26 protein-coding genes and 2 pseudogenes are annotated in these 26,561 nt (G+C 66.1%); 15 read left to right on the top strand and 13 right to left on the bottom strand.

What is annotated here, in order from left to right:
• The first annotated feature begins 176 nt into the window (after positions 1-176).
• Positions 177-812, top strand: a complete 636-nt coding sequence (locus ACRCUN_RS22645) for a S1 family peptidase (RefSeq protein WP_462143907.1) — start codon at positions 177-179, stop codon at positions 810-812.
• A gap of 15 nt (positions 813-827) precedes the next feature.
• On the opposite strand, the gene acs is transcribed toward ACRCUN_RS22645, so the two are convergent.
• Complete coding sequence (gene acs / locus ACRCUN_RS22650) at positions 828-2,789, bottom strand: acetate--CoA ligase (RefSeq protein WP_462143860.1); 1,962 nt, start codon at positions 2,787-2,789, stop codon at positions 828-830.
• Between the two features lie 126 nt (positions 2,790-2,915).
• On the opposite strand from acs, the gene ACRCUN_RS22655 reads away from it, so the two are divergent.
• Entirely contained in the window at positions 2,916-3,698 is a 783-nt protein-coding gene (locus tag ACRCUN_RS22655) for a Fic family protein (RefSeq protein ID WP_462143861.1), read from the top strand.
• On the opposite strand, the gene ACRCUN_RS22660 is transcribed toward ACRCUN_RS22655, so the two are convergent.
• From ACRCUN_RS22660 to ACRCUN_RS22675, 4 genes are read right to left on the bottom strand one after another with little or no spacing between them, the layout of a single operon-like run.
• Complete coding sequence (locus ACRCUN_RS22660; RefSeq protein WP_462143862.1) at positions 3,695-5,017, bottom strand: MFS transporter; 1,323 nt, start codon at positions 5,015-5,017, stop codon at positions 3,695-3,697. The two genes, ACRCUN_RS22655 and ACRCUN_RS22660, sit on opposite strands and share 4 nt — an antisense overlap.
• A 5-nt stretch (positions 5,018-5,022) precedes the next feature.
• Positions 5,023-6,171 carry a galactonate dehydratase gene (gene dgoD, locus ACRCUN_RS22665; protein ID WP_462143863.1) on the bottom strand — a complete coding sequence of 383 codons (1,149 nt, stop codon included), beginning with the start codon at positions 6,169-6,171 and terminating at the stop codon, positions 5,023-5,025.
• A complete protein-coding gene (locus ACRCUN_RS22670; RefSeq protein ID WP_462143864.1) occupies positions 6,168-6,791 on the bottom strand; it encodes a 2-dehydro-3-deoxy-6-phosphogalactonate aldolase in 624 nt (207 codons plus the stop codon). Before ACRCUN_RS22670 ends, dgoD begins: the two co-directional genes overlap by 4 nt.
• A complete protein-coding gene (locus ACRCUN_RS22675) occupies positions 6,788-7,783 on the bottom strand; it encodes a 2-dehydro-3-deoxygalactonokinase (RefSeq protein ID WP_462143865.1) in 996 nt (331 codons plus the stop codon). Before ACRCUN_RS22675 ends, ACRCUN_RS22670 begins: the two co-directional genes overlap by 4 nt.
• A gap of 71 nt (positions 7,784-7,854) precedes the next feature.
• Here ACRCUN_RS22675 and ACRCUN_RS22680 point away from each other — a divergent pair, with 71 nt between their 5' ends.
• A complete protein-coding gene (locus ACRCUN_RS22680) occupies positions 7,855-8,637 on the top strand; it encodes an IclR family transcriptional regulator (RefSeq protein ID WP_462143866.1) in 783 nt (260 codons plus the stop codon).
• A gap of 414 nt (positions 8,638-9,051) precedes the next feature.
• On the opposite strand, the gene ACRCUN_RS22685 is transcribed toward ACRCUN_RS22680, so the two are convergent.
• Positions 9,052-9,909: an HAD-IB family hydrolase gene (locus ACRCUN_RS22685; protein ID WP_462143867.1), complete on the bottom strand. Its 858-nt coding sequence runs from the start codon at positions 9,907-9,909 to the stop codon at positions 9,052-9,054.
• A 413-nt stretch (positions 9,910-10,322) separates the two neighbouring features.
• Between ACRCUN_RS22685 and ssd the strand changes: the two genes are divergently transcribed.
• The 3 genes and pseudogenes from ssd to ACRCUN_RS22700 form a co-directional block, all read left to right on the top strand.
• Positions 10,323-11,393, top strand: a complete 1,071-nt coding sequence (gene ssd / locus ACRCUN_RS22690) for a septum site-determining protein Ssd (protein WP_462143868.1) — start codon at positions 10,323-10,325, stop codon at positions 11,391-11,393.
• Positions 11,390-12,370: pseudogene (locus ACRCUN_RS22695) on the top strand (TadA family conjugal transfer-associated ATPase); the annotation flags it as partial. The gene ssd and the pseudogene ACRCUN_RS22695, both read left to right, overlap by 4 nt.
• A 374-nt stretch (positions 12,371-12,744) precedes the next feature.
• A pseudogene (locus tag ACRCUN_RS22700) lies at positions 12,745-13,076 on the top strand (IS21 family transposase); the annotation flags it as partial.
• A gap of 47 nt (positions 13,077-13,123) precedes the next feature.
• Here ACRCUN_RS22700 and ACRCUN_RS22705 read toward each other — a convergent pair.
• Positions 13,124-13,468 (bottom strand): ester cyclase, encoded by a 345-nt coding sequence (locus ACRCUN_RS22705; RefSeq protein ID WP_462143869.1) that lies wholly within the window; start codon positions 13,466-13,468, stop codon positions 13,124-13,126.
• 91 nt (positions 13,469-13,559) lie between these two features.
• Between ACRCUN_RS22705 and ACRCUN_RS22710 the strand changes: the two genes are divergently transcribed.
• Complete coding sequence (locus ACRCUN_RS22710; RefSeq protein ID WP_462143870.1) at positions 13,560-14,144, top strand: TetR/AcrR family transcriptional regulator; 585 nt, start codon at positions 13,560-13,562, stop codon at positions 14,142-14,144.
• A 113-nt stretch (positions 14,145-14,257) separates the two neighbouring features.
• Here ACRCUN_RS22710 and phoU read toward each other — a convergent pair whose 3' ends face one another.
• From phoU to ACRCUN_RS22725, 3 genes are all read right to left on the bottom strand, one after another.
• Entirely contained in the window at positions 14,258-14,902 is a 645-nt protein-coding gene (gene phoU, locus ACRCUN_RS22715) for a phosphate signaling complex protein PhoU (RefSeq protein WP_462143871.1), read from the bottom strand.
• A 75-nt stretch (positions 14,903-14,977) separates the two neighbouring features.
• Complete coding sequence (locus tag ACRCUN_RS22720) at positions 14,978-15,313, bottom strand: response regulator (protein ID WP_462143872.1); 336 nt, start codon at positions 15,311-15,313, stop codon at positions 14,978-14,980.
• 143 nt (positions 15,314-15,456) lie between these two features.
• Entirely contained in the window at positions 15,457-15,876 is a 420-nt protein-coding gene (locus ACRCUN_RS22725; RefSeq protein ID WP_462143873.1) for a DUF5313 domain-containing protein, read from the bottom strand.
• A 74-nt stretch (positions 15,877-15,950) separates the two neighbouring features.
• On the opposite strand from ACRCUN_RS22725, the gene ACRCUN_RS22730 reads away from it, so the two are divergent.
• The 4 genes from ACRCUN_RS22730 to ACRCUN_RS22745 all read left to right on the top strand — a co-directional run bounded on the left by ACRCUN_RS22730 (position 15,951) and on the right by ACRCUN_RS22745 (position 18,972).
• Positions 15,951-16,328, top strand: a complete 378-nt coding sequence (locus ACRCUN_RS22730) for an ArsR/SmtB family transcription factor (protein ID WP_462143874.1) — start codon at positions 15,951-15,953, stop codon at positions 16,326-16,328.
• Positions 16,325-18,052, top strand: a complete 1,728-nt coding sequence (locus ACRCUN_RS22735) for a SulP family inorganic anion transporter (RefSeq protein WP_462143875.1) — start codon at positions 16,325-16,327, stop codon at positions 18,050-18,052. Before ACRCUN_RS22730 ends, ACRCUN_RS22735 begins: the two co-directional genes overlap by 4 nt.
• Complete coding sequence (locus ACRCUN_RS22740; protein ID WP_462143876.1) at positions 18,045-18,497, top strand: FHA domain-containing protein; 453 nt, start codon at positions 18,045-18,047, stop codon at positions 18,495-18,497. Before ACRCUN_RS22735 ends, ACRCUN_RS22740 begins: the two co-directional genes overlap by 8 nt.
• A 97-nt stretch (positions 18,498-18,594) precedes the next feature.
• The gene (locus ACRCUN_RS22745; RefSeq protein WP_462143877.1) at positions 18,595-18,972 is read left to right on the top strand and encodes a DUF5994 family protein; all 378 of its coding nucleotides are present in this window, start codon (positions 18,595-18,597) and stop codon (positions 18,970-18,972) included.
• 423 nt (positions 18,973-19,395) lie between these two features.
• Here the strand turns inward: ACRCUN_RS22745 and ACRCUN_RS22750 are convergent, their stop codons facing one another.
• A complete protein-coding gene (locus ACRCUN_RS22750; RefSeq protein WP_462143878.1) occupies positions 19,396-19,779 on the bottom strand; it encodes a hemophore-related protein in 384 nt (127 codons plus the stop codon).
• Positions 19,780-19,993: 214 nt separating this feature from the next.
• Between ACRCUN_RS22750 and ACRCUN_RS22755 the strand changes: the two genes are divergently transcribed.
• From ACRCUN_RS22755 to ACRCUN_RS22770, 4 genes are all read left to right on the top strand, one after another.
• Positions 19,994-20,305 carry a hypothetical protein gene (locus tag ACRCUN_RS22755; protein WP_462143879.1) on the top strand — a complete coding sequence of 104 codons (312 nt, stop codon included), beginning with the start codon at positions 19,994-19,996 and terminating at the stop codon, positions 20,303-20,305.
• A gap of 485 nt (positions 20,306-20,790) precedes the next feature.
• Complete coding sequence (locus ACRCUN_RS22760; protein WP_067843799.1) at positions 20,791-21,165, top strand: hypothetical protein; 375 nt, start codon at positions 20,791-20,793, stop codon at positions 21,163-21,165.
• A 106-nt stretch (positions 21,166-21,271) separates the two neighbouring features.
• On the top strand, positions 21,272-21,928 hold the full coding sequence (locus tag ACRCUN_RS22765; RefSeq protein ID WP_067843802.1) for a response regulator transcription factor: 657 nt from the start codon (positions 21,272-21,274) through the stop codon (positions 21,926-21,928).
• Positions 21,925-23,109, top strand: coding sequence for a sensor histidine kinase (locus tag ACRCUN_RS22770; RefSeq protein ID WP_462143880.1), 1,185 nt, complete (start codon positions 21,925-21,927; stop codon positions 23,107-23,109). Before ACRCUN_RS22765 ends, ACRCUN_RS22770 begins: the two co-directional genes overlap by 4 nt.
• A 79-nt stretch (positions 23,110-23,188) precedes the next feature.
• Here the strand turns inward: ACRCUN_RS22770 and ACRCUN_RS22775 are convergent, their stop codons facing one another.
• Both ACRCUN_RS22775 and ACRCUN_RS22780 read right to left on the bottom strand, forming a co-directional pair.
• Positions 23,189-24,634: a PPE family protein gene (locus tag ACRCUN_RS22775; protein WP_462143881.1), complete on the bottom strand. Its 1,446-nt coding sequence runs from the start codon at positions 24,632-24,634 to the stop codon at positions 23,189-23,191.
• Between the two features lie 163 nt (positions 24,635-24,797).
• On the bottom strand, positions 24,798-26,378 hold the full coding sequence (locus ACRCUN_RS22780; protein WP_462143882.1) for a sulfatase family protein: 1,581 nt from the start codon (positions 26,376-26,378) through the stop codon (positions 24,798-24,800).
• Positions 26,379-26,561: the final 183 nt, after the last annotated feature.

Raw genomic sequence — 26,561 nt, forward strand, 5'->3', positions numbered from 1 at the left:
CGGTTCATGTTGCCATGCGGGCGCGAGGTAAGAGATCCCGGCCAGCGAACCGGTCCCAAGTAGACTTCCCGTATTCCCTTGGGTTACGCGGGTCGGGCGCGTCGATTGGAGGACTCTTGGCGACCAGACGCCGCTGGCAGTTGCTCGTTGGTGCACCGATCTTGGCCCTCGTCGCGATGCTGACTCCCGCTATCGCGCACGCCGAACCACCGGTCGTCCTCGGCGGCGGCTCGGGGATCATCGTCAACGGCGAGTCGTTCTGCACGCTCACCACGATCGGCCACGACAACGCAGGCCGGCTCATCGGCTTCACGTCAGCGCACTGCGGCGGCCCAGGTGCCACGGTGGCCGCCGAAAGCGCCCAGAACGCGGGCGTGCTCGGCACGATGGTCGCCGGAAACGACGCACTCGACTATGCGGTGATCCAGTTCGACCCGGCGAAAGTCACGCCCACCAACAACGTCAACGGCTTCCAGATCGACGGTCTCGGGCCCGATCCCGTGTTCGGTGAGGTCGCCTGCAAGCTCGGCCGAACCACCGGCTATTCGTGCGGCGTGACATGGGGGCCCGGCAAGGACCCTGGCACGATCGTCAACCAGGTGTGCGGCCAGCCGGGGGATTCCGGCGCCCCGGTGACCGTCAACAACCGGCTCGTCGGCATGATCCACGGCGCCTTCACCGAGGACCTGCCGACCTGCGTCGTGAAATTCGTGCCCCTGCACACCCCGGCCGTCACGATGTCGTTCAACACCCAGCTGGCCGACATCACCGCCAAGAACCGACCGGGTACTGGTTTCGTGCCCATTTCCTAGCGTCCGCGCGCGGGATTACTTGCTCGCGCGGATCGCCTCGAACACGCTCGGGTCGACCAGGGTCGAGGTGTCGCCGAGTTCGCGGCCCTCGGCCACGTCGCGCAGCAGACGCCGCATGATCTTGCCGCTGCGGGTTTTGGGCAGCTCGGGTACGACGTGGATCTCGCGGGGCTTGGCGATCGGCGAGATTTCCTGCGCCACTTGCGCGCGCAGTTCTTCGACCATGGTCTCGGTTCCGCCGTGAGCACTGGCCTTGAGGATGACGAACGCACAGATCGCCTGCCCGGTGGTGTCGTCGGACGCGCCGACCACGGCCGCCTCGGCCACCCCGGAATGGCCGACGAGGGCCGACTCCACCTCGGCGGTCGAGATGCGGTGGCCCGAGACATTCATGACGTCGTCGATGCGGCCCAGCACCCAGATGTTGCCGTCGGAGTCGTAGCGCGCGCCGTCACCGGCGAAGTACCAGCCCTGCTCGGCGAACCGCGACCAGTAGGTGTCGGTGAACCGCTGTGGGTCGCCCCAGATGCCGCGCAGCATCGACGGCCACGGTTTGTCGAGCACCAGGTAACCGGTGACGTGCTCGGCTTCATCGGCGCCGGGCACCAGGTCGTTGCCGTCGTCGTCGACGATCTTGGCCGAGATGCCGGGCAGCGGGGTCATGGCCGAACCGGGCTTGGCCGCCGTCACGCCGGGTAGCGGCGAGATCATGATGGCCCCGGTCTCGGTCTGCCACCAGGTGTCGACGATCGGAGTCTTATTGGCGCCGAAGGCTTCCCGGTACCAGCGCCACGCCTCGGGGTTGATCGGCTCGCCGACCGAGCCGAGCAGCCGCAGGCTCGACAGGTTGTGCTCGGCCGGGATCTGGCGGCCCAGCTTCATGAACGTGCGGATCAGCGTGGGCGCCGTGTAATAGATTGTGACACCGTACTTTTCGATGACCTCGAAATGCCGGTGCTCAGTCGGTGACGTCGGGGTGCCCTCGTAGACCACCTGCGTGACGCCGTTGGACAGCGGCCCGTAGACGATGTAGGTGTGGCCGGTGACCCAGCCGATATCGGCTGTGCACCAATACACGTCGGTCTCGGGCTTGACGTCGAACACGTTGTAGTGGGTGTAGGACGACTGCGTCAGATAGCCGCCCGAGGTGTGCACGATGCCCTTGGGCTTGCCGGTCGTGCCGGAGGTGTAGAGCAGGAACAGCGGCTGCTCGGAGTCGAACGCCTCGGGGGTGTGGTCGGTCGAGGCCGGATCGACGGTCTCGTGCCACCACAGGTCGCGGCCCTCGGTCCAGGCGACGTCGATGCCGGTGCGCCGCACCACGAGCACGTTTTGCACCGACTTCTGACCTTGGACAGCTTCGTCGACCGCGGTCTTGAGCGAGGCAGCCTTGCCGCGCCGGTACTGACCGTCGGTGGTGATGACGAGCTTGGCCTCGGCGTCCTCGATACGCGCCTTGAGGGCCGACGCGGAAAAGCCCGCGAACACGACGCTGTGCATGACGCCCAGGCGTGCGCACGCGAGCATGGCCACGATGGCCTCGGGCACCATCGGCATGTAGATCGCGACGCGGTCGCCGGCCACCAGGCCGAGGTCGGTCAACGCGTTGGCCGCCTTACAGACCTCATCTTTGAGCTGGGCGTAGGTCAGCGAGCGGCTGTCGCCGACCGGCTCGCCTTCCCAGTGGATGGCCACGCGGTCGCCGTTGCCCGCCTCGACGTGGCGGTCGACGCAGTTGTAGGCGACGTTGAGCTTGCCGCCCACAAACCACTTCGCGAACGGCGCGTCCGACCAGTCCAGTACCTCGGTGAACGGGGTCTGCCAGGTCAGCCGGTTGGCTTGCTTCTCCCAGAACGCCAGCCGGTCCTTCTCGGCCTCGGCATACAACTCGCCCGTCGCGTTGGCATTGGCCGCGAAATCGGCGGGCGGCGGATAGGCTGACGGAACTTCGGCGTGCGTCACTGACGGGTTCGACATGGCTGTGAGCCTAGTCACCAAACGTTGCACTGGCGTTGGGACCTCACATGCCGGTTGCCAGACGGCGCGCCTTGTGCGGTGAACGGTCGAAGAATGCAAGTTCAGCGGTCGGATAGCGTGACCGGTATGACCGACGAGCGCTCGCGCGAGGAGCCGACAAGCAGGGATCCTTTAGCACCGCTCGTCGCTCTGCCCGGGGTGGCGGCGGCCAGTGACGAGGCCCGCGACGCGTTGGGTCGCGCGCATCGGCACAAGGTCAATCTGCGGGGCTGGCCGCAGACCGCTGCCGAGGCGGCGCTGCGGGCCGCGAAGGCTTCGGCGGTGCTCGACGGCGGGTCCATCCAACTCTCAGAGGACGGCGAGCCCGATCCGGTGACCGCGGGCGCGATCCGGGTGGCCGAGGCCCTGGAAGGCGGCGCGACCAGCCTGGTCGGGGTGTGGCAGCGGGCGCCGTTGCAGGCCCTGGCCCGGCTGCACGCCCTCGCGGCGGCCGACCTCGCCGATGACGAACATCTCGGCCGACCCCGTACCGATCCCGAGGTCGGTCCCCGGCTGGAGCTGTTGACCGAGATGCTCACCGGTGGTTCGCGGGTTCCCGCGCCGATCCTGGCCGCCGTCGCGCACGGCGAACTGCTCACGTTGGCGCCGTTCGGGTCGGCCGACGGCGTGGTGGCCCGGGCGGTGTCGAGGCTGGTGACGATCGCCAGTGGCCTCGACCCGCACGGTCTCGGTGTGCCAGAGGTGCATTGGATGCGCAAGTCCGGTGAGTACCGGGCCGCCGCACGCGGATTCGCCGCGGGCACCGAGGATGGCTTGACGGCCTGGCTGCTGCTCAGTTGTGAGGCCCTGCACGCCGGCGCGCGAGAAGCGCTGCAGATCGCGCAGGCCTCACTCGACCGACCGAGCTAGTCGGACACTCGCTCCACCCGGCCCACCAGCAGCACGTAGCTCGCGATGCCGATCGCGGTGACCACCGACATGTAGACGAAGCCGGGCGCGAAACTCTCGTCGGTGACCAACAGACCGATGATGATCGGTGTGGCGATCGACGACAGATTGCCGATGAAGTTGAACATCCCACCGGTGAGCCCGAGCAGCCGCTTGGGCGCCAGTGCCGAGACCAACGACCATGTGATCGATGCCAGGCCGTTGCCGAAGAACGCGATCGACAGGAACAGCACCACCATGGCGGTCGAGTCGGTGAAGTTCGCGCCGAGCATCGCCATCGTCAGCAGCAACCCGGTGATGATCGGGCCTTTGCGCGCCGCTCCCAGCGAAACGCCATGCCGCAGTAGAAAATCGGAGAAGACACCGGAGAACAGCACACCGACGAGGGCCGCGATGAACGGCAGCGACGCCAGGAATCCAGTCTTGATGTAGTCCATGTCGCGGTACTCGACCAGGTAAGTCGGGAACCAGGTCAAAAAGAACCACAGTGTCGAGGTCAGGCAGAACTGGCCCAGATAGATGCCCCACAGCTTGCGCCGCCCGAGGACGGTTGCGATGTCGGCGCGGGTCACGGCCGCGCGTTGGGGCTGATCCTCGACGACGTCGACGAGCCCGCCACCGCTTTCGATGAGTTCGATCTCGGCCTCGTTGGCCCGGGATTCGCGCGGTTCGCGGTACTTCATGTACCAGATCGCGGCCCAGACCACACCGATCGCGCCCGTCACGATGAACACCCAATGCCAGCTGAGCACCGACTGGAGCCAGGACAGGACCGGGGTCAGCAGCGCAAGGCCGATGAACTGGCCGGACGTGTAGAAGCCGATCACGGACGCGCGCTCGCGCTCGGGGAACCACGCCGTCGCGACGCGGTTGTTGATCGGATAGGCCGGCGCCTCGAAGATTCCGACGAGCAGGCGCAGCGCGATGAGCGCGACGAATCCGCCGATGACGCCCATGAACAACGTGGCAAGCGACCACAGCGTCAGGCACAGGGGATAGAGGACACGCGGCTTCACCCGATCCACCAGCCAGCCGCCCGGGATCTGCAGCGCCGCATAGGTCCAGCCGAATGCCGAGAGCAGCAGGCCCTGTTGCGCTTTGGACAGGTCCATCTCGTCGGCGATCGCCGGCATCGCGATCGACAGGTTCGCGCGGTCCATGTAGTTGATCACCACGGTGACGAACAGCAGTACCGCGATGAGCCACCGGGCGCGCGACGCCTGGGTGGCGAGATTGGATGCCCCGGCGGGCTTTTCGTGCACAGTCTTGTTCTGCGTCATGTGCCTCACCACTCCGCTACGGATCCGTCGGTGTGACGCCAGACGGGATTGCGCCATCGATGTCCCTCGGCCGCCCGTTCGGCCACGTACTCTTCGTTGATCTCGATGCCGAGGCCCGGACCGGACGGGATCCGTACCTGACCGTCGGAGTAGGTGAACACGGCCGGGTCGACGAGGTAGTCGAGCAGGTCGTTGGTCGTGTTGTAGTGGATGCCCAGGCTCTGCTCCTGGATGGTGGCGTTGTAGCAACCCGCGTCGATCTGCAGGCACGCCGCCAGCGCGACCGGGCCGAGCGGGCAGTGCAGCGCGAGTGCGACGTCGTAGGCCTCGGCCATGTGCGCGATCTTGCGGGCCTCGGTGATGCCGCCGCAGTGCGACGGGTCGGGCTGGATGATGTCGACCGCGCCCGACGCCAGGATCGTTTTGCAGTCCCAGCGGGAGAACAGCCGCTCGCCGAGCGCGATCGGGATGGGGGACTGGCGCAACACGTCGAGGAAGCCGTCGACGTGTTCGCTCAGCACGGGTTCCTCGACGAACATCAGCCGGTACGGCTCCAGTTCGCGCAAAAGCACCTTGGCCATGGGTTTGTGCACACGGCCGTGGAAGTCCACGCCGATGCCGATGTTCGGCCCAACCGCGTCGCGGACGGCGGCGACGCTCGCCACGGCCCGGTCCACCTTGTCCCAGGAGTCGACGTACTGCATCTCCTCGGTGCCGTTCATCTTGACCGCGCTGAAGCCGAGGTCGACGACTTCCTTTGCTGCCCTGGCGGTTTCGGACGGCCGGTCGCCGCCGATCCAGGAGTAGACCTTGATCCGGTCCCGCACGCGGCCGCCGAGCAGCTCGTAGGTCGGCACACCGAAGGCCTTGCCCTTGATGTCCCACAGGGCCTGATCGATGCCCGCGAGGGCGCTCATGTGGATGCCGCCGCCGCGGTAGAAACCGCCCCGGTAGAGCACCGTCCAGATGTCCTCGATCTGTGCCGGGTCCTGGCCGATCAGATAGTCGGAGAGTTCCTCGACGGCGGCAGCGACGGTCGCGGCACGGCCTTCCAGGACCGGCTCGCCCCAGCCGACCAACCCGTCGTCGGTCTCGATCCGCAGGAACAACCACCGCGGCGGCACGGTGTAGGTCGTCACCGATTTGATCTTCATCGCGGGTTCCTCTCTGCTTCTGACCAGATGTTCTGCAGGGTCTGCGCGCGTCGGCCGACTTCGGTCGCGTCGTCTCCGGGGCGGTACAGGTTCGAGCCGAGGCCCGCGCCGCCGGCGCCGGCGCGTGCCCAGTCGGCGAGGTTGTGTTCGTCGACGCCGCCGACGGGCAACATTTCGACGTCGGCCCGAAGCACCGCGCGCCAGGCTTTCATGCCGGTGATGCCGACCGCGTCGGACGGGAACAGCTTGAGGCTGCGGGCTCCGGCGGCAACGGCCCGGAACGCCTCGGTGGGGGTGGCAACTCCGGGATACGGTCGCAGACCCCGGGTTGCCGCAGCCGAGATCACGTCCGGTTCGGTGTTGGGCGCGACGATGATTCGCGCTCCCGCGTCGTGTGCCCGGACGACATCGTCGACGGTGAGCACCGTCCCCGCGCCGACCGCGCATGAGGTGGGCGCCGCGGCCGCCAGACGCTCGATGGAGTCAAAAGGTTGCGGCGAGTTCAGCGGCACCTCGATCGCGGTGAAGCCGGCCTCGACCAGGGCGCTGCCGACGGCAAGTACCTCGTCAGGGGTGATGCCGCGCAGAATCGCCACCAGGCCGGTTGGCTTGTCGTTCATGAAACCTCCTCGATGCGCTGGGCATTGGGGTCGGCCGGGCTGAGCAGCCCAGCGTTGAGCGCGACGGTCCACAGGCCGAGCACTGCCGCCTCATCGGCGACCGATGCCGCGGGGCGCACGCCGTGGCGCGCGAGCGCGGACTCGTAGCGTCGGCACAGATCGGGATTGCCGCACAAGATGATTCGTTGATCGCCGGCATTTTCGGGCAGTAGGTGCGCCACTTCGTCGGCGATGAGCAGGCCCGACACGTAGTCGGCCAGCGCGGCGGCTTCGAGCTGGCCATCGAGAACGAGCGCACGGGCGCCGAACAGTGCGCTGGACAAGCCGCGCGACCGGTCGGCGACCAGCCCGCGGGCGAAGGACGCGTCGTCGTCGGCAGTCGCGGCGGCCGCGGTGCGAGCGAGGATCCCGTGTTGCATGAGCAACCCGTACAACTCGCCGGTCATGGCCGTGCTGAACGCGATGACCCGGCCATCGACGATCCTCACCCATTTCGTATGGGTGCCGGGCAGCACGACGAGCAGTTCGCCTTCCGGTTCGCCGAGCATCCGCATGATGCCGATGAGCTGCGTTTCCTCGCCGCGCATGACGTCAGCGGCGCTAGCGGCCGCGTCGTGCTCGACACGCAGGCCGGGAATCAGATGCAAGGTCCCGCGATCGTGGCGCACTGATGTCAACCGGTGGGCGTCGATCGCGAGAGCCGTCGGCACCGTCAGATAACCGGCCTCGCGCCAGCCCTGCGCGCTCCCCACCATGCCGCACGCGATCGCAGGCAGGCCCGGATGGGCATGCAGCCAGTCTCCGCAGATGTCGGCGAACGCCGTCGCGTAGTCGCGGGCTCGGATGCGGGCGTCGGCACCGGCAGTCACGTTGAGCAGCCCGCTGTCGCGCTGACGTGCGTCGACGATGCGCGCGTCGTCAGCCAACAGCCACGCCCGCAACGCCGACGTGCCCCAGTCCAGGGCGATGAGCCGGGAAGACGTGTTGTGCATCACAAGGAGCAGGATGCGGAAGCGGTCCCAAAATTTCCAACAGTGTCCCTATATGTGGGACTCTAGGCGTCATGAACGCACCAACGGACATCCCGCCCGGCACGCAGACGCTGGCCCGCGGGCTGTCGGTGATTCGCATCGTCGCTGATGGTGCGCGTGATCTGCGCACGCTGGTCGAGCGCACCGGGCTCGGCCGGAGCACGACGCACCGTCTGGTGCAGCTGTTGGTGCGGGAGGAATTTCTGCGCCACGGGGACGGCGGATACACGCTGGGTCCGGCATTGATCGAGCTCGGATTCAAGGCGCTGCACGGTAATCCGTTGCCGGTCGTCGCACGTCCCGTGCTTGAGGAACTGTCTGAACAAGTGCACGACACGGTCCATCTCGGTGTGATCGACGGCGACTCGGTGCTCTATCTCGACAAGCTGCCGGGAAGCCGCGGTGCGGAAATGCGCTCCCGGATCGGCCATCGCATGCCGCTGACGCGCACCGGCGTCGGCATGGCGCTGCTGCTCGACTCGCCGGATCGTTGGGAAGCGCTCTATGCCGGCGACGCCGACCGGGTACCGGCACCCGTCAGTGCCAAGCGTGCCGACGCCGCCGAGTTCTGCACCCGCATGCACACGTACGCGAAGATGGGCGCCGCGATGGACCTCGAAGACAACGAGCCAGGTATCCGCTGTGTCGCCGCACCGGTGCGCGACGCGTCGAAAGCCATCGTCGGCGCGATCAGTGTTTCGGCGACTCGGCCCTACATGCCGGCTGCGCGCATGCGCGGTCTGGTTCCCGTGGTGCGACGCGCCGCCGCCCGTATCTCGTCGGCCATGGGTCACCGCGACGGGCCGCAGTTCTAGAACCATCCCAGCAACGCAAAGCGGGCGACGCTCCGAACGATGTTCGGCTCGCCGCCCGCTAGCACGGATTCCCGGTTACCAAGCGTGCAATGTGGGTTGCGTGGGTGGCCTCGGCGTCCTTGCGATGCGCTTCGGCTGCAACTCCACCCAAGGAGCCGTCGTAGCCGTCCGCATTCTCGCAATCACGCAGGCCCGCAACACTTTTGCCTATTCCGCGGCATGTGCTCCGCGTGGGTGCCGGGACCCGTGCTAGGGAGCCTGGTTCAGGAGATTTAGCCTTCTCTTCCGGCTAGACCTTGGCCTCGCCAAGCTTCCGTGGTTCCTTTGTACTACGTGACCACAGTCACATCAAGGGCCGGCGCCACCCGGATTTCAGATCGTTACGTCGAGGCTCCAGCTACTACCGGCGGTAGCTCAGAACGTGAACCGCCGCAGCAACGAATACGTCAGCGCGCCCGCGGCCAGCGCGCTGATCCCGACCGCTGCGGTGGTCGCGACGGCAGCCCCGGACGGAGCCGGAATCCGGTCCCTCAGCGACACCGGTTTGGTGAAAGTCAGTACGGGCCAACCGCGCCCGGCGGCCTCCTTGCGGAGTGCGCGGTCGGGATTGACCGCGGTGGGGTGGCCGACGGCTTCGAGCATCGGAATGTCGGTGATCGAATCCGAATACGCGTAGCAATGGTCGAGCGCATACCCTTCGCGCGCGGCCAGCGCACGGATCGCTTCGACCTTGCCATCGCCGTAACAGTAAAACGCGATGTCGCCCGTGTAGCGGCCATCCTCGACGACCATCCGGGTGGCCATCGCGTGCGTCGCGCCGAGGGCCCGGGCGATCGGCGCGACGATCTCCTCGCCGGACGCCGACACCACCACGACGTCGCGTCCGCACAGCTTGTGATCGGCGATGAGCTCGGCGGCCTCGGCGAACACCAGCGGGTCCACGATGTCGTGCAGAGTCTCGCCGACGATCGATTTGACCTGCTCCACATCCCAGCCCGTGCACATGTTGGTGATGTAGCTGCGCATGCGGTCCATCTGGTCGTGGTCGGCGCCCGACATCAGGAACAAGAACTGTGCATAAGTCGATTTGAGCACCGCCCTGCGGTTCAACAGTCCCTGGTCGAAGAAAGGTTTGCTGAAAGCGAGCGTGCTCGACTTGGCGATCACGGTCTTATCAAGATCGAAGAAGGCCGCTGTGCGTACCGGTCGGCCGACGTCCTGCCCGGATTGCACTGCGATCGACTCCCCGGCAGCCCGATCGGATGCGGTCACAAGCGCCAGCATAGAGGCACGCGGAGGGCGATAACCGACCGACAGTACAAAATGGCAGTTCACGACACATTCCGTTGAACGCGGGCCGCGGATCGACTCGGGGTAACCCGCAGATCGATCCCTTGCATGTTTTGGCAGTTCCGTGTGTATAGTGAGCATTACTCGGCTTATGCCGAGGGTGTATCAGCCCGACCCCCCGGGGCTGATACGCGACGACCTCCGCCTCCTCCCCCCCTGGCGGGGGTCGTCTTCTTTTCCGGGGACAATCACTTCCGCAAACACCGCCAGGATTGCCGTGGCGGTTGCGGAACGACGTTTTCACACCTGTCAGCAGTTATCCCCAGGCTGTCCTTCATCCACAATCCGCGATCTGGTCATGGTGCCGTCGGGCCATGCGGCCGCAGGGTATGGACATGGCCCCGTCTCACAGTTCGACCCCTGCCGTGCTCGCCCTGATCGGCGATCCGCTGCTGCGTGCCGACGCCGACCGGGTGGCCGCCGCAGCGGGCGTCGGGCTCGTGCACGTCGACGACCCATCGAGCCGCAAGGTGTGGCTCGCGGCAGCGGGCGTCCTTCTCGACGCCGCGGCCGCGCTACGGTGCGCCGAGCCGGCGTTGCCGCGTCGCGAGCGGGTCGTGCTGATCGGCCACGAGGACCCACGGCCTGCGGACTGGCAGGCCGCGATAACGGTCGGCGCGCAACGAGTCGTGACGTTGCCAGGCGGCGACTCCGAGCTCGTCGCGGCGCTGTCCGATGCGGCCCATCGCGACGACGACGGCCGTGGTCCGGCGGTCGCCGTCGTTGGGGCCAGGGGCGGCGCGGGCACCTCGGTGTTCGCGGTCGCGTTGGCGCAGTCATCTCCGGCGGCACTCCTCGTCGACGGCGATCCCTGGAGCGGCGGCATCGACCTCGTTCTCGGCAGTGAGGACGAGCCGGGTTTGCGCTGGCCCGATCTGGCGCTGCAAGGAGGCCGGCTGGGCTATCCCGCCTTACGTGACGCGCTGCCGCGCCGCGGGCGGGTCAGCGTCCTGTCGAGCGGGCGCACCGGTGTCGACATCGAGGCCGGGCCGCTCGCGGCGGTGGTCGACGCGGGCTGCCGCGGCGGCGTGACGGTGGTCTGCGACGTGCCGCGGCGTTGCACGGCGGCAGCCGAATCCGCCTTGGACGCCGCCGATCTGGTCGTGGTCGTGACACCTGCTGACGTGCGGTCGTGTGCGGCGGCCGCAGCCGTCCGGCCGTGGGTCGTGGCGTGCAATCCCAATGCGGGCGTGGTCGTGCGGGGTCCGGCCCCCGGCGGTCTGCGCGCGGCTGAGGTCGCCCGCATGGTCGATCTGCCACTGCTCGCGGCGATGCGGCCAGAACCTGGTTTGCACGACGCGCTCGAGCGGGGTGGCTTGCGGCTGCGCAGGCGATCGCCACTCGCTATCGCCGCGCGTCGAGTGCTCAGTGTGCTCGCCCAGCATCCCGTGCTGGAGGCGGCATGAGCGCGTCGCTGATCGACCGCGTGCGTGAGCGCCTGGTGGCCGAAAACTCACCGTTGAATCCGGGCGTGGTGGCCGCGGCCATCCGGGCCGAATCCGGTGGGCTGCTCGGTGACACCGAGGTGCTGAGCAACCTGCGTGTCCTGCAGACCGAGCTCACCGGCGCAGGCATCCTCGAGCCACTGCTGTGCGCCGACACCACCACCGACGTCCTGGTCACCGCACCCGATGCGGTCTGGGTCGACGACGGGGACGGACTGCGCCGCACCGACATTCGGTTCGCCGACGAAGCCGCGGTGCGACGGCTGGCGCAGCGGTTGGCCTTGCTCGCCGGTCGTCGCCTCGATGAGGCGCAGCCCTGGGTGGATGGGCAACTCAGCGGTATCGGGGCGTTCACGGTGCGCTTGCATGCGGTGCTACCGCCGGTCGCCGCGGGCGGTACGTGCGTATCGCTGCGGGTGTTACGCCCGGCCACCCAGAACCTCGACAGCCTGACGCGGTCCGGAGCAATCGCGCCGCCGGCCGCCGAGCTGTTGCGGGCGATCATCGCGGCCCGGCTCGCGTTCCTGATCTCGGGTGGCACGGGCTGTGGTAAGACGACACTGCTGTCAGCACTGCTCGGCGCCGTCGCCGAGCACGAGCGCATCGTGTGCGTGGAAGATGCGGCCGAGCTCGCGCCGACGCATCCGCATGTCGTGAGACTGGTCGCACGCGGCGCCAACGTCGAAGGCATCGGCGAGATCACCGTGCGCGATCTGGTTCGGCAGGCACTGCGAATGCGGCCCGACCGCATCGTCGTGGGTGAGGTGCGCGGCGCGGAAGTCGTCGACCTGCTGGCCGCGCTCAACACGGGCCACGACGGCGGGGCAGGCACAGTGCACGCCAACAACCCAGCCGAGGTGCCCGCGCGGTTGGAGGCGCTCGGCGCGCTCGGCGGCCTCGATCGTCCCGCGCTCTACAGCCAGCTGGGGGCCGCGGTGTTATCTGTAGGAGCCTGCTAGGTGTACTCGACTGTCGCCGACGGTCGTTGATGCGGTCGTTCGCGTCGTGAAGGTCAGGCTTATCTGTATAGCTGTACTCGATGATTGGAATCCAGTACCGCCGCCGTAGCCGTAGGTGTTTGCTTTATCGTTAAAGGGTTCCTGTGCGCAGGATTGTCACCGACGTGGGTGAACCGCTTGGCTTCCGGGCGTCGGAAACAGCTACATCGACTGGAGGAAACGGCAGCCGCCCGACCGGCGAAAGCCGCTGCGGCGTCGGTTATCGACGGCAACTGAAAACTGACCAGTGCGCGGCAACTGAAAATTGACCAGCTTCCTGGAGACCCTTGGTTATCGACCAAGGGAGGAAGCCAGTGTTGAGCGTGGAGGACTGCGCAGAGATCCGGCGGTTGCGCCGGTCGGAGCGATTGCCGATCTCGGCGGTCGCGCGGGCGTTGGGATTTCTCGGAACACGGTGAAGGCGCCGCTGGCCTCTGAGGGGCCGCCGAAGTATGAGCGTGCGCCGGTGGGGTCGGTGCTTGACGAGGTCGAGCCCAGGATTCGTGAACTGTTGGCGGCCTATCCGCGGATGCCGGCAACGGTGATCGCCTAGCGGATCGACTGGTCGTATTCGATCCGAACACTCAGTGAGCGGGTGCGGGAGTTGCGGCCGGTGTATCTGCCGCCGGACCCAGCCTCAGTCACACGGCCGGTTAAACATCCTCGGAATGGAGACAGCTTGACATAGGGCTCTCAGTCAGGAAGCGGCAGCGCCCAATGCTCGGCCACCTTGCCGTCCTGGACACGGATCATGTCGAGCGCGAAACCCAGCGACTCTCCCGTGCCAGCATGGGTTATCCGATAACGAGTAGCCACGACGTCGCCCTGGCTAATGCACTGCTCGACGGTCATCGTCACCCCTTCTGTCCTGGCGGCCATGTGCCGCCATTTGGCCATCCAGCCCTGGTGGCCCCCCGGAGCTCCTGGCAATGCCGCGTGGTCGACAGCGTCTTCGCTGATGAGCTCGAGCGCCGCGTCCATGTCGCCACGCAGCACGGCGTCCGACATCGCGCGGACGACAATCGAAGGTTCTTCCATAGCGCGTCCATTCTGCAGTTCCGGGGAACTCCCCACATAATCGATGAATGATCGGCATCATAAGTGGGGAACTCCCCAGATTGCAAGCCTGATGGGCCAGCCACTCAGCGGCATATTGAAGCCACCCAAGCGGGCTGACGCGCGGCGCAACTACGAGGCGCTGCTCGTTGCTGCCGCAGAGACGTTCTCCGCGCACGGCACCGACGCGCCGCTCGACGAGATCGCTCGCCGTGCCGGCGTCGGGAATGCCACGCTGTACCGGAACTTCCCGACTCGGCGCGAATTGATCGTCGCTGTCTGCGCGAGCGAGGTCGAAGCGCTACGCGACCATGCCGAGCAGATGGCGGGCAAGCCAGCCCGTGAGGCGTTGATTGCCTGGTTGGACTTGTTCGTCGACCACATCGCCGCCAACAAGGGACTAGCCGCCGCCTTGATGACAGGAACCCATGAAGATTCGGCCCTCATCGAGGCATCAAACGAACTGATCAGGCGAACAGTCAGCAAGCTTCTGGACAGAGCCCGATCAGCGGAGGCGGTCAAGCCTGGGGTCGACGTGGCCGACTTGACGAGTCTCGCCCACGCCCTGGCCTTAATCGCTGAGTCCGACGGACGGACGCAGGCTCAGCGAATGCTCCGAATGTTCTTCGACGGAGCCGCCATCTCCCCGCGCCACTAGGCAGTCTGGACGAGTTCCTGGCAGCACCGCAACACACTTCGCCCGATCTGCACAGCCAACCGATTCGACCGCTGGCCGCGTGCGAACAACTTTCCGCAGGGGTGCCAAGGACTTTAACGTCGGCGTGTTCCGGTGGTTTGGTAGATGACGCGGTTGGCGATGTCGACGGCGTGGTCGGCGAAGCGTTCGTAGTAGCGGCTGAGCAGGGTGACGTCGACAGCGGCAGTGGTGCCGTGCGCCCAGTGGAAGTCGAGCACTTTGGTGAACAGGTGCCGGTGCAGGTCGTCCATCGCTTCATCGTCGGTGCTAAGTTGTGCGGCCTTGTCCCGATCGCGGGAGAGCACAACGTTTTTCGTGTCCTCACTGAGGCATACGGCGAGGCGACCCATCTCGGTGAAGTAGCCGGCGACCTCATTGGGGACGGCAACATCAGGGTGGTGGCGGCGGCTGATGCGGGCGACGTGGGTGGCCAGTGCTGCCATCCGCCCGATATCGGCGACGTCATTGAGGGAACTGACCACCGCGCGCAGGTCTCCGGCGACCGGGGCCTGGCGGGCCAGGATGGTGAAGGCGTCGGTTTCCAGCTGGGCGCACTCGCTGGTGATGTCGTGATAGCCGGCGATCACGGCTTCGGCGCTGTGCACGTCGGGTCCCAGTAGTGCCTGGGTGGCGCTGGCCATCGCCTGACCGGTGCGGTCGCACAGCTGCGCGATCCGGGCATTGAGATCATCGAGCTGTTGGTGAAACACCGTGCGCATGGACTGCCTCCAGAAGGTTCAAGTCAAGGCACACCGCGCGGGCACACGCTGCGGCGTCGCGGCTTGGGTTGTGTGTCATGTTTGGCGGTGGCGGGTCCACGCGCCGGACCCCTCCGCGCACAGCAGTATCGCCTCGACGATGTCGGCGCGGGACGCCTGGGTCGATAGCCATTCGGCCGACCCGTCCTCTGCGGCGGTGTGGGGCGGATAGTCGGTCAACATCAACACTCGGGTGGGCAGGCCTTCACTGCGTACCGCGGCCGCGATCGCGGTACCGTCCATGCCAGGCATCCAATCACCGAGCAGGGCGACCTGGGGACGATGCGCCCGGATCAGCTCCAACGCGGCGAGTCCATCAGAAGTCTCACCCGCCAGCGCCATCCCGCTACCGCGTAGGGCCTCGGCCCACACGGCCCGCGTTGGTGAATCATGAGCTACCACAACCCGAATCGGGCCCACCGTCCCCGCCTTCCCACCGATGATTGATGCCGCTATCCACGGGCTACCGACAGATACGAACCCGCCCCGTTTCTTTCAGGCGCTGAGATTCCGGGTCAGATCTGGCCGCTGCTGGGGGGCCCGGTGCGGGGGCCGTAGCGCTCGGCGTACGCCTGGTGGATGTGCGCGTTCTTCTTGCGTGACAGCTCGTCGATGAGGGCCGGGTTCAGGCCGTGTTTGACAAGCATGTGGCGACGCCACACCTTGTTCAGTGCGTGGGAGAAGTACACGAACGGGATGAAGATGGGCACTGTCATGCTGGCGTGCAGGTACAGCGACATCGGGATGAACCAGATCGGTGCCAGGACGAGGAGGGCCGGGATCGCGACGCGCACCATCATCCGGATGGTGGCTCCGGGGCCCGCCAGGTCGTTGGCCAACCAGTCGCGCATCGAGTCGGGCAGCCGCTTGCCGTAGCAGTACCCGATGTACTGCAGCGGGCCCGGTTTCGTGCGTTGAGCGTCACCGCGAGACATGGCCGAACAATAGCGCCCTCTATGATGGATTGCGAATATTCTCAATCCGTCAATTATGGGTAAGGGGTGCTGTGGTGGCCGGCAGTGTTCTGGATGGTCCCGAACGGCCGTTGTACGAGATCAAGGCCAACCTGTTCAAAGCGCTGGCCCACCCGGCGCGGATCCGGGTGCTGGAGATCCTGTCGATGAACGAGGCACCCACCCCGGTCAGCGCGATCCTTGCTTCCAGCGACATCGAACCGACCCTGCTGTCCCAGCACCTCGCGGTCCTCAAGCGCCATCACGTGGTCAGCGGGCACCGCGTCGGCAACGCGGTGTACTACACGCTTGCCCACCCCAAGATCGCCGAACTGCTGCTCATCGCGCGGGCGTTTCTCGCCGATACCCTTGCCGCTCAGCGTGATCAGCTCGACGCTCTCGGTTCGCTGCCGCCGATCGGCACGACGCAATGATCGGTGTGGCTCGCGACAGCATCGCTCGGCTGCTGCCTGGCCGCGCCGACTACGCGGGCTTGGCCCGGTCGTGGCGTCGCGACGTGCTCGCCGGTCTCACCGTCGGGGTGGTGGCCTTGCCGCTGGCCCTGGCGTTCGGGATCAGCTCCGGAGTTGGTGCGGCCGCGGGGTTGGTCACCGCCGTGGTGGCCGGGGTGGTGGCCGCGGTGTTCGGCGGTTCGCATGTGCAGGTATCCGGGCCCACCGGGGCGATGGCGGTGGTGCTGGCGCCGATCGTCACCCATTACGGGCTGGGCAGCGTCGCGCTGGTCACGGTGCTGGCCGGAATGATCGTGGTGATCGCCGGGGTCACCGGCCTGGGGCGCGCGGTCACCTTCATCCCGTGGCCGGTGATCGAAGGATTCACCCTCGGCATCGCGATCATCATTTTCCTGCAACAGGTCCCCTCCGCCCTGGGGCAGCCGGTCCCGCAAGGGAAATCCCCCCTGTTTGCTGCGGCCACCGTCGTGTCCCAATCCACCTGGGCCGCGGCATGGCCGGCACTGATCGTGGCGGTTGTGGTGGTGGCACTGATGCTGGTCCTGCCGCGGCTGCATCCCGCCGTGCCGGCATCCTTGCTGGCCGTCATCGCGGCCACCATCCTGGTGGCCGCCGTGGGTTTGCGCGCGAGCAGTATCGGTGAGCTGCCCTCGTCGCTGCCGGCCCCGGTGTGGCCACACGCCGATCTGACGGTGCTGCACACGCTGTTCGGTGCCGCGTTGGCGATCGCCGCGCTGGCCGCGATCGAATCGCTGCTCTCAGCGCGGGTGGCGGCCACTATGTCGGCGACCGGGCCCTATGACCCCAACCGCGAACTGGTCGGCCAGGGACTGGCCTCGGTCGCCTCCGGAGTGTTCGGCGGGATGCCCGCGACAGGGGCGATCGCGCGCACCGCGGTCAATGTGCGATCCGGGGCCCGCACCCGGGTCGCGGCGATCGTGCACTCGCTGCTGCTCGCGGTGGTCTATCTGGTCAGCGGCCCGGTCGGGGCGATCCCGCTGGCGGCCCTGTCGGCAGTGCTGATGGTCACCTCGTTCCGGATGATCTCGCGACACACCGTGATGCGGATCCTGCGCTCCAGCCGCTCCGGTGCGGCGACCTTCCTACTGACCGCCGCGGTCACGGTGGGTTTCGACCTGATCCAGGCCGTCGAAATCGGTATCGCCGCCACCGCGCTGTTCGCGTTGCGCACTCTGGCCCGCCGCAGCAGCGTCGTGCGGGAAGACCTACCCGGACCGGCGTTGCCCGGTGATGAGCAGATCGCGGTGCTGCGCCTGGATGGCGCGATGTTTTTCGGTGCGGCCGAACGCATCTCGGCCTCCATCATCGACGCCCACCATCCCGACACCACCGTGGTGATCATCCGGCTGTCCCAGCTTGGGATGCTCGACGCCACCGGCGCGCACACCTTGGCCCAGATCGCGCAAGACCTCGAAAAGCGTGGCATCACCGTGATCATCAAAGGAGTGCAACCCGAGCACCGAGACCTGCTGACCAATGTCGGCATCATCGAATCGCTGCGCCACGAGAACCATCTCATCGACTCTCTGGATGAGGCGATCGCCCACGCCCGCAGCCACACCCGGCCCACCACGACGACAGACGCGCCGTGGGGTCGGCGAACCCCACGACTAGATGCAGCTCACGATGTCAACGATGAACGGAACGGACCCACAGATGCCTGAGTCGCGCCACTGCGATCACCCGGACGTGCTCGATGACACGCCGACCACCGCTGCCTACCGGGCACCGGCGCCCGTGCCGACCCACCCCGCCTCGCAGACGTCGTCGACGGGGGTGGGGGCAGGGGCGATCCTGGGCTCCGGTGTGCTGGTGGTGACCCGGGGGCCCCAGATGGGTGGCCGTTTTGTGCTCACCCAGCCCGTCACCATTGCTGGCCGTCACCCCGACGCCCCGGTGTTTCTCGATGACGTCACCGTCAGCCGCCGTCACGCCGAATTCCGCTGGCTCGACGACGAATACTGGGTCATCGACGTCGGCAGCCTCAACGGTACCTACGTCAACCGCGTCCCAATCCAGTCCCTACCCCTATCGAGCGGTGATGAGATCCAGATCGGCAAATTCCGGCTCACCTTCACCTGCCACCCACAACCCGAATCCCACCCCTAATATAGGTTGGAGCCCAAAGGATTTCGTCATACCCGCCCACCCCCGGCGGCCTCGTCCGAGTATCGGTCGCCAGTGAACTGCGCGGCATCAACGGTGCATGGTGGCCCCGCACCGCAATGTTCACGGCGCCGAATTGGCCGACCTGGTTACCACACTCACCACGCTTGTGGGGGCCATCACCGCCCTCAATGTCAACTGGCCACCCGGGCGCCTGCCACCGGACTACAACCGGCCCGGCTGGCCATACCACCGCCCGCACATCATCACCGTCACTCGAGAGCAGGATCACCTGAGGCTACTGGTCGTCGCCCGCGCCATCCTGACCGCGGTCGACTCGCTACTCGACCACGACCACGGGGACGTTGACGATGCCACCTGGGCACAGCTAACCCAGCACCTGAACGACCATCAGCTGATCGAAGGTGCTTGCTGGCCTGTCACTACGACAGCCTGGCGACCACGATCACAGCACTGAGCATTCAACGCGACACCATCAAGCCATCACGTCGGTGCGTCACCGGACTGGTCCGCCTCCCGGTGATTCCGAACCGGTTGCGGGTTAGGCAATGCCGTCCCAAACCCACTGCCTGCCAGTCGGTGCCATTACCTCGCAAATACCGGCCGAATAGGCGTCGGCCAGGTTGGTGTGGATTGCTTCCGTCGATGACGGTCAAACGCCTGGGCCCGGTGCAGACACCGGGCCCAGAACCTAACGTATTGGCCAGCCTCCTCAGAGTCCTGTCGGCCCTGCATTGGCGAGAGATATTCTCCCGCATGAGTTTTAACGGCGTGTGTGGGCTGATAGTGACTGGGGTTGTTGCCTACTCCACATCAAACGGGATGGCGGATTCGCAGGCTCGTGAGCCTGGCTGCCCGCCAAGCCAGCCGTACCTGTTTCCTAGTAGTTGTGGCAGGTGTTGGCGACCCGGAGCAGCATTTTTTCTTTCTCTTGGCCTTGGGGTGTTGCTCGCTTCTGGTCCAGGGTGGTGCGCCAGTCCGGATTGGCGGCGAGGCGTTGGTCGATGCGTTGTCTGCGTTGGTCGGGCGAGAGGGCGACGAGTTCGTGAAGTTTGGCTTGCGCCTCGGGGTTGGCGTCCAGGACGCCTGCCAGCTCTGGTGCCTCGACGCGCAGGGCGGCGACGATCTGGTCGTAGTTGCAGGTGGTGTTGATCACCGGGTCGAGGGGTTTGGCGGCAGCTACTCCCGTACTCAATCCCATAAGGGCGATGCAAGATGATGCGACGAGCGTCATGGCGGGTTTGAGAATCGATGAAAGTTCCATGATTTGCCCCTTTCGATGGGTATCGGTGCCGCTGGTTGGGCGGGCCGATTCCCAAGTGCACACTCTCAGACGTTTGGTCGGCGCTAGGGGTTGCTGACGTTAAGGCGCCGGGGACAGCAGGGGCAGACGATGGCGCGGGAATAGTCGCGGAAACAGCCCGGGCCTGGCAGACGGTGATGGCGAACTCGTCGGCGGTGGCGGTGGCCAAGGTGCTATGTCCGTGGACGGTGTCGGCGCGGACGGCGTGGGTATCGGCTCGCTTGAGGGTGTCTTGGGTGGCGCGGATGTCGGGGGCCTGGCCGTAGATATAGCCGGCGGCGTAGGTGCGGGATCGACGATGACGACGCGGGGTTTGGTGTCGCCCGTCAGCAGCACCGCCACGATGAGGGCGCCCGTGACAAGCACGAACCCGATCGTGCCAATGACCGTCATGACGATGTCACTCGAGCGCGACCATCCACTGAGCATGCGAACCCTGATGGGTGAGGTAGCCGCCTCCGCATCGAGTGCTTCCACGACGTTGTAGGGCAGTGGAAGGGTCGATGAGGACCTGTCTGTCGCGGTGGGGGCCGCGCAGTTGGCTCGCGAATACTTGTTGGGCGTGCACGCACGCCCGTAGTCGACCCTGCCGATATAGCTTTCCAGCCGTCCGGATCGCCGCGGCTCCAGCACCTGGCCTCCTCGCGATAGCCACCGGGCTCATGCCCGGCCCCGCACGACCTCACTGAAACAAATATATCATATTGTTATAGTGGATTCGGTTGAATGGGTTCGGCGGATTGATCTCCAGCAGGTAGGGACTTGGCAGAAGGTGAACTCCGCACGTGGGAGGTCCGCAATGGCAGAGGATGTTTCGCGCGTGCGCGCTGTGCGGAGATATGCGGCACAAGCCGTGAACAGGTCCACTGAAGGGGACGGGGTTGTTGACCTCACACCGGCCAAACGGGCTCGCCGCGACCCTGGGATGAGTAGAAGCGATTTCGCTTCTGCAGGAATTGAGGAGGCAACGAAGTGACAAAGCTACGTGTTGTGGCCAGCCGGGCATTGAAAATCGCGATCGGCGCCGCTGCGCTGTCGGCGCTGCCGATCGCCGCTTCCGCCGGCGTGGCCGGGGCCGATCCGGGACCGGGCTGGGGTGCACCCGGACCCGGGATCCTCCCGGGCCCGGGCCTGGGAGGTTTCGGTGGGCCCGCGTCGGGTCTGGGCCTGCTTCCCGGCGCCGGGCTCGGTGCACCAGGTCCGGGTTTGCTGCCCGGTCCCGGTGTCGGAGCCCCCGGTGTGGGGGTCCTGCCCGGCCCCGGGTTGGGCGGTTTCGGCGGTCCGGCTTCTGGGCTGGGCTTGCTTCCCGGGGCAGGCTTTGGCCTCCCGGGGCCCGGGCTCATCTAATTCGTCGGGGGAAATAGGAGGCGCGTCGGGCCAGCTCAGGCCCGGCGCGCCTCGTCCTCAGCGCTGCTCACGCTGCGCTGATTCGTGGAATGGGCAGGATGTCGTCATGCGGGTGCTGGTGGTGGAAGACGAGCGGTTGCTGGCCGATGCGATCGCCTCGGGCCTGCGCCGCCACTCGATGGCAGTGGATGTGGTTTACGACGGCGCCGCCGCGCTGGAGAGAGCCACGGTCAACGACTACGACGTCATCGTGTTGGATCGCGACTTGCCGATGGTGCCCGGCGATGAGGTGTGCACCTCTTTGGCCCAAAGCGCAATCCTGGCCAGGATCTTGATGCTGACCGCTGCCACCGCCATCTCGGATCGAGTCAGCGGGTTGGGCCTGGGTGCCGACGACTACCTCACAAAGCCTTTTGCCTTCGCGGAATTGACAGCGAGGGTGCAAGCGCTGGCGCGACGTTCCCGGCCGGCGGTGCCTCCAGTGCTGGAGCGAAGTGGTATTCGGCTAGACCCTTATCGCCAAACTGTGGATCGCGACAGTCATTCGGTGTCGCTGTCCCGCAAAGAGTTCGCAGTGCTGGCTGAACTTCTGCGCGCTGAGGGAGGGATCGTGTCGGCAGAACAGCTTCTGGAAAAAGCGTGGGATGAGCACATCGACCCATTCACCGGGGTGGTTCGCTACACCATCATGATGCTGCGCCGAAAGTTGGGAGAACCGCCGGTGATCGAAACCGAACCCGGTGTGGGGTACCGCATCCCGTGAACGGCAAACGAAAGACAACAATTCGACTGCGCCTCACGGCGCTCTACGCGGGCGCGTTCTTTATCTGCGGAGCGATCCTGATCGCCGCGGTGTACCTCAATGTGCAGCAGTCACTTCAGCATCCGCCCGGCACTGGCATGCAGGAGACGGTCGGACGATTCCTTGGCAATCGAGGGACCGGCGATCATCCCGTCGCCGACCGGATCTTTGCTGCGGTCAATGAGCAAGCCGCTCAGGAACGCGCAGAGACGCTGCGAGCACTGTTGGTGCGTTCGCTGGTAGCGCTCTTGGTCATGGGCGTCGCGGCCGCCGGGCTGGGCTGGCTGCTGGCGGGTCGGGTGCTGCATCCTTTGCAGCAGATCACGGCCACCGCTCGACGCGTGGCCGATCGCAGCCTGCACGAACGTATTGCACTGGACGGTCCGTTCGACGAGATCAAGGATCTCGCCGATACGTTCGATGCGATGTTGGAACGGCTCGACCGCTCTTTCGACGGTCAACGACGGTTCGTCGCTAACGCGTCCCACGAACTGCGTACGCCGTTGGCGATCAACCGCACGCTGATCGAAGTCGCCCTCGATGATCCGGACACCTCCGAATCCACCCGGCAACTGGGTGCGACCTTGCTCGGTGTCAACGCGCGCAACGAGCGGCTCATCGATGGGTTGCTGGTGCTGGCCAGCAGTCAACAGCAACTCGACTTGCGGCCAGGAGTCGATCTCGCCCAGATAGCCCAGCGCGCCATCGAAATCGCTTCACCGGTCGCCGAGCGGGCTGGCGTCACGATCGCTTCGCAGCTTCAACCGGTCAATGTGACCGGGGATCTGACGCTGCTCGAACGTGTCGCTCACAACCTGATCGACAACGCGGTGCGCTACAACCTCGCCGAGCAGGGCTGGGTGCACGTCACTGTCGGCGCGACCGGGCCGTTCGCGCGCCTGATCGTGGAAAACAGTGGATCAGTCATCGCGCCCGGCGATGTCGATGACCTTTTCGAGCCCTTTCGCCGCCTGCCGAACTCCGAACGTGTCAGTGACCCTCGACTGGGACCGGGGCGCGGCGCCGGACTCGGCCTGTCCATCGTGCGGTCAGTGGTCCAAGGCCACCGTGGCGAGGTGGAAGCGACAGCCCACACCACGGGTGGGTTGACTGTTACCGTCACGATTCCACTAACTCGCTAGCGACCGCGCACAACGCTTGTCGCGTCCGTGCTCATCTCCTGAGGCCGGGCTCGATACGTGTGCCGGTTGTCGAGATGCTTTAGTGCGGGTCCTTTTTGGGCACATACATTGCGGCTGCAGCGTCGCTACGTGTATTGGATTTGCGAATCCGCTTGGCCCCGTGAGTGTCGGCACGCGAGCCGGACCCAATCGACGTCGGTGCTGGCTTGTCCGGCGATGATTCGTCGGACATCGGCATTGCCATGGGTTCGGTGCGCTGGCCCGCAGATCCGCGTGCGGTCCGCCGCGCCCGGCGGCGCTTGTGTTGGAGCGCAGCGGGCGGGGCTGCTGCCGACACAGACCTGGTGGAGTCTGCCGCCGTGGGTTGCGACGTCGTCTCGATGAGCGGCGGACCGGTTTCCTCTCCTGGTGCGGCAGTGGTGACGGCGTAGAACACCGCGCCGGCCGGGGCTGGCGTCACTGGCGGCGCCGATGTTGGTGACGGCACGCTGGGATGGTTGATTCCCACGCCCGCGGTGGAGGAAGGAAGGGGCGCAAGCGCCGGCGCGGCACCGGTCTCGCGCAACCCGGCGCCCACATCGGTTGCGTGCTCGGCACTGTTCGGTGGGCGCGCGGGGTCCGGGGCCGCGGAAATCTCCTCGACGAGAAAGACCAGGCCGGCAATGCCCAGCACGGTCAGCGTGGGCACCCACGCCGGGGAGCTGAGAATAAGTGCCCAGGTTGGCCATCCCACTAAGTTGAAAAACACCTGATAGGCAATGACGAACAGGAGCGGACCCCACGTCTGGAGCGCTTGCAGGATGCGGCTGACAAGAAGTTTGAGCAGTTCACCGTGATCATCGGTACCGCCACTACGCACGTGCCGAGCGATGGCTTCGGCCAGCACTGCAGACCGATCGAGGGCCGCGCCGCAGTCCGCGGCCGGGATGTGGGCGAGGTCTTGGCGGGCTGCCTGGGCCGAGCGGCCGGAGGTAGCTGCTGCTGAGCTCATAATGCGAGGCGCAGGATGGACGCTCGGCGTGGAGGTCAGAGCGGTGTCGACGACAGCGGAATAGGTGGCCATCGTGGTGGCCGCTTGAACCCACATGCGGACGTAGTCCAGTTCGTTGGCGGCGATCGGGATGGTGTTGATCCCAAAGAAGTTGGTCGACAGCAGGGCGCCGTGGCGCGCCCGGTTGGCGGAGATCTCCGTCAAGGTGGGCATTGTCGCGGCTGCGGTGGTGTAAGCCGCTGCGGCGGTCTGGTGTTGCGAGGCTGTGGCGGCGCTATCAGTGCTCACCTGGCGCAACCAGGCCAGGTAGGCCGCGTGCGCATCGACATAGCGTTGCGCGCTCGTCCCCTCCCATGCGTGTGCGGGCACTGCGGCCAGCAGCGCTGCCAGTTCGTCGGCGGCTGCGGCGTACTGTGTGCTCAGGTCCTGCCACGCGGCCGCGGTAGCCAGCAGCGGGCCGTGTCCCGGTCCGCTGGACAGAAGCGCTGAGTGGATCTCCGGAGGCGTTGCGAGCCATACTCGCGCGGTGGTCATTGCAAGGACTCCCTTGTGTTGCGATGTTGTGGCACAAGTGAAGCCAAAGCGGTGTTTGTTGTGTGTGAGTTCTGCTGTTGGGACGGTTCGTTCGCGGTATCACGTGGGGCGGAATGACTGCGCGACATTGACTGGTTTGCTTGCAGTGGTCGCGATTGGGTGGCTATTCATGCGGTTCTGATGTTGCCGTGAGTGATCCCAGCGGTGCGGGTGTGCTGAGGCGGGTGACGTGGTCCATGAGTTGATCGGTCAGTTCGCGGCGCACCGTGGCATAGGCCGGGTCATTGAATCGGTTGATTGATTCTGTGGGATCGTCTGTGAGGTCATAGATTTCACCGTTGACGTCGGTACCGCCGATGTAGCGGGTGAGGCGGTAGCGGTCGGTGATCAGGGTGCGGGCCTGCGATGGGACGGGGAAAGCGAACATGCCGGCTTGAGGGAAGTCTTCCTCGATGTAGACGCAGGTACGCTCTGGTGTCTGGTCGGCGGCCGACGACGGTATCAGGTTGGTGCCGTGGATGTCCTGATAAGGCGCGATCTGGGCTAGCTGCAGAATTGTGGGAGCAATGTCGATGGTGCTTGCCAGTGCCTGCGTGCGACGCGGGGAGATGTTAGGGCCGTTGAAGATCAGCGGGATTCGCGTACAACCGGCGTAATGCATCATCCCTTTCAGCATGAGTCCGTGGTCGCCGAACATGTCGCCGTGGTCGGCGGTGAACACAACGATGGTGTTGTCGGCTTGTCCGGATTCGCCGACGGCGTGCAGGATGCGCCCGATGCTGTGGTCGAGAAATTCGATCGCACCGGCCTCGGCCGCCGCCGCAGCACGCACCTGCTCGGGTGTCGGCCCGAACATCCGGACAAGTCCTGCCGGGTCCAGGGAGCGAAACTCGTTGAGGTGGCTGGGCGCGTCGACGCCGTGGTCGTGGTAGCTGGCAGGCAGTGCGATGTCGCGAGCGTGGTGGCGGAAGTGCCAGTCACCCGGTGCAGTGAACGGGTGGTGCGGGTCGGGAAAGGAGCATTCGAGAAACCACGGGCGATCACCGGCGGCGAACTCGTTGATGGTGGCAATGCTGGTCTCGGTGACGAAGGTGGTGGAGTACAACTCGGCAGGCAGGTGGGGCTGATAGATCTGCCACCAGTGCTCGTTGACGTATCGAGCGTGTTGGGGACCGACACGGCTCAAGTCCTCAAAGCTGGCGCCCTGTGCCAGCGCCCAGCGCAGGTGGTGACCTCCCACGGCGTCGGCGTGCCCCAGTGTCAGGGCGATCCGTTCGAATCCGTAGAAGTCCTTCGGGTCGGGTTGGAGCACGCCGTGGTAGCGATCGGGGTCTTCGAGACGGTCCCAGCCTGGCGGGAAGGGATCGCCCACCGCGGCGGCCGACGTTGGTGTGGGATCGAAGATTCTGCGGATCCCATTCTGCAAGTCCGCTTTGCCGACCAGGGCAGTGCGATATCCAGCCTCGCGCATGGTTCGGGGCAAGGTGTTGGCGGTCCAGAACAGAGCACCGGCATTTGCCACGACCCCATGCGAGGACGGCATGCGACCAGTAAGCAGGCTGGCGCGGTTGGGCATGCAGATCGGGTTGGCGACATAGGCATTGCTGAACGTGGTACCCGAGCGGGCAAGGCGGTCGAGGTGTGGCGTGCGGATGTAGCTACTCCCGCCGAAGCCCACGTGATCAGCGCGAAGCTGGTCGCAGACAATGAGTACGATGTTTGGCCGAGAAGGTGATTCGGACATTGGTATTCCTTAACAATCGCGGGGCATTGTTGGGCCGCACCCGTGGCTGTGGCGGGGACGACTCGTCGTCACGATGTGTGGATGAACCTCGGCCGACAGCGCCCGGTCCGACCTGGTGGTTGACGGTCGCTGGGTCGCTGCGTGACGGCACGAAAGTTCATGCGAGCACACGGAATCTGACGC

It is taken from the genome of Mycobacterium venezuelense (genome assembly GCF_054919535.1).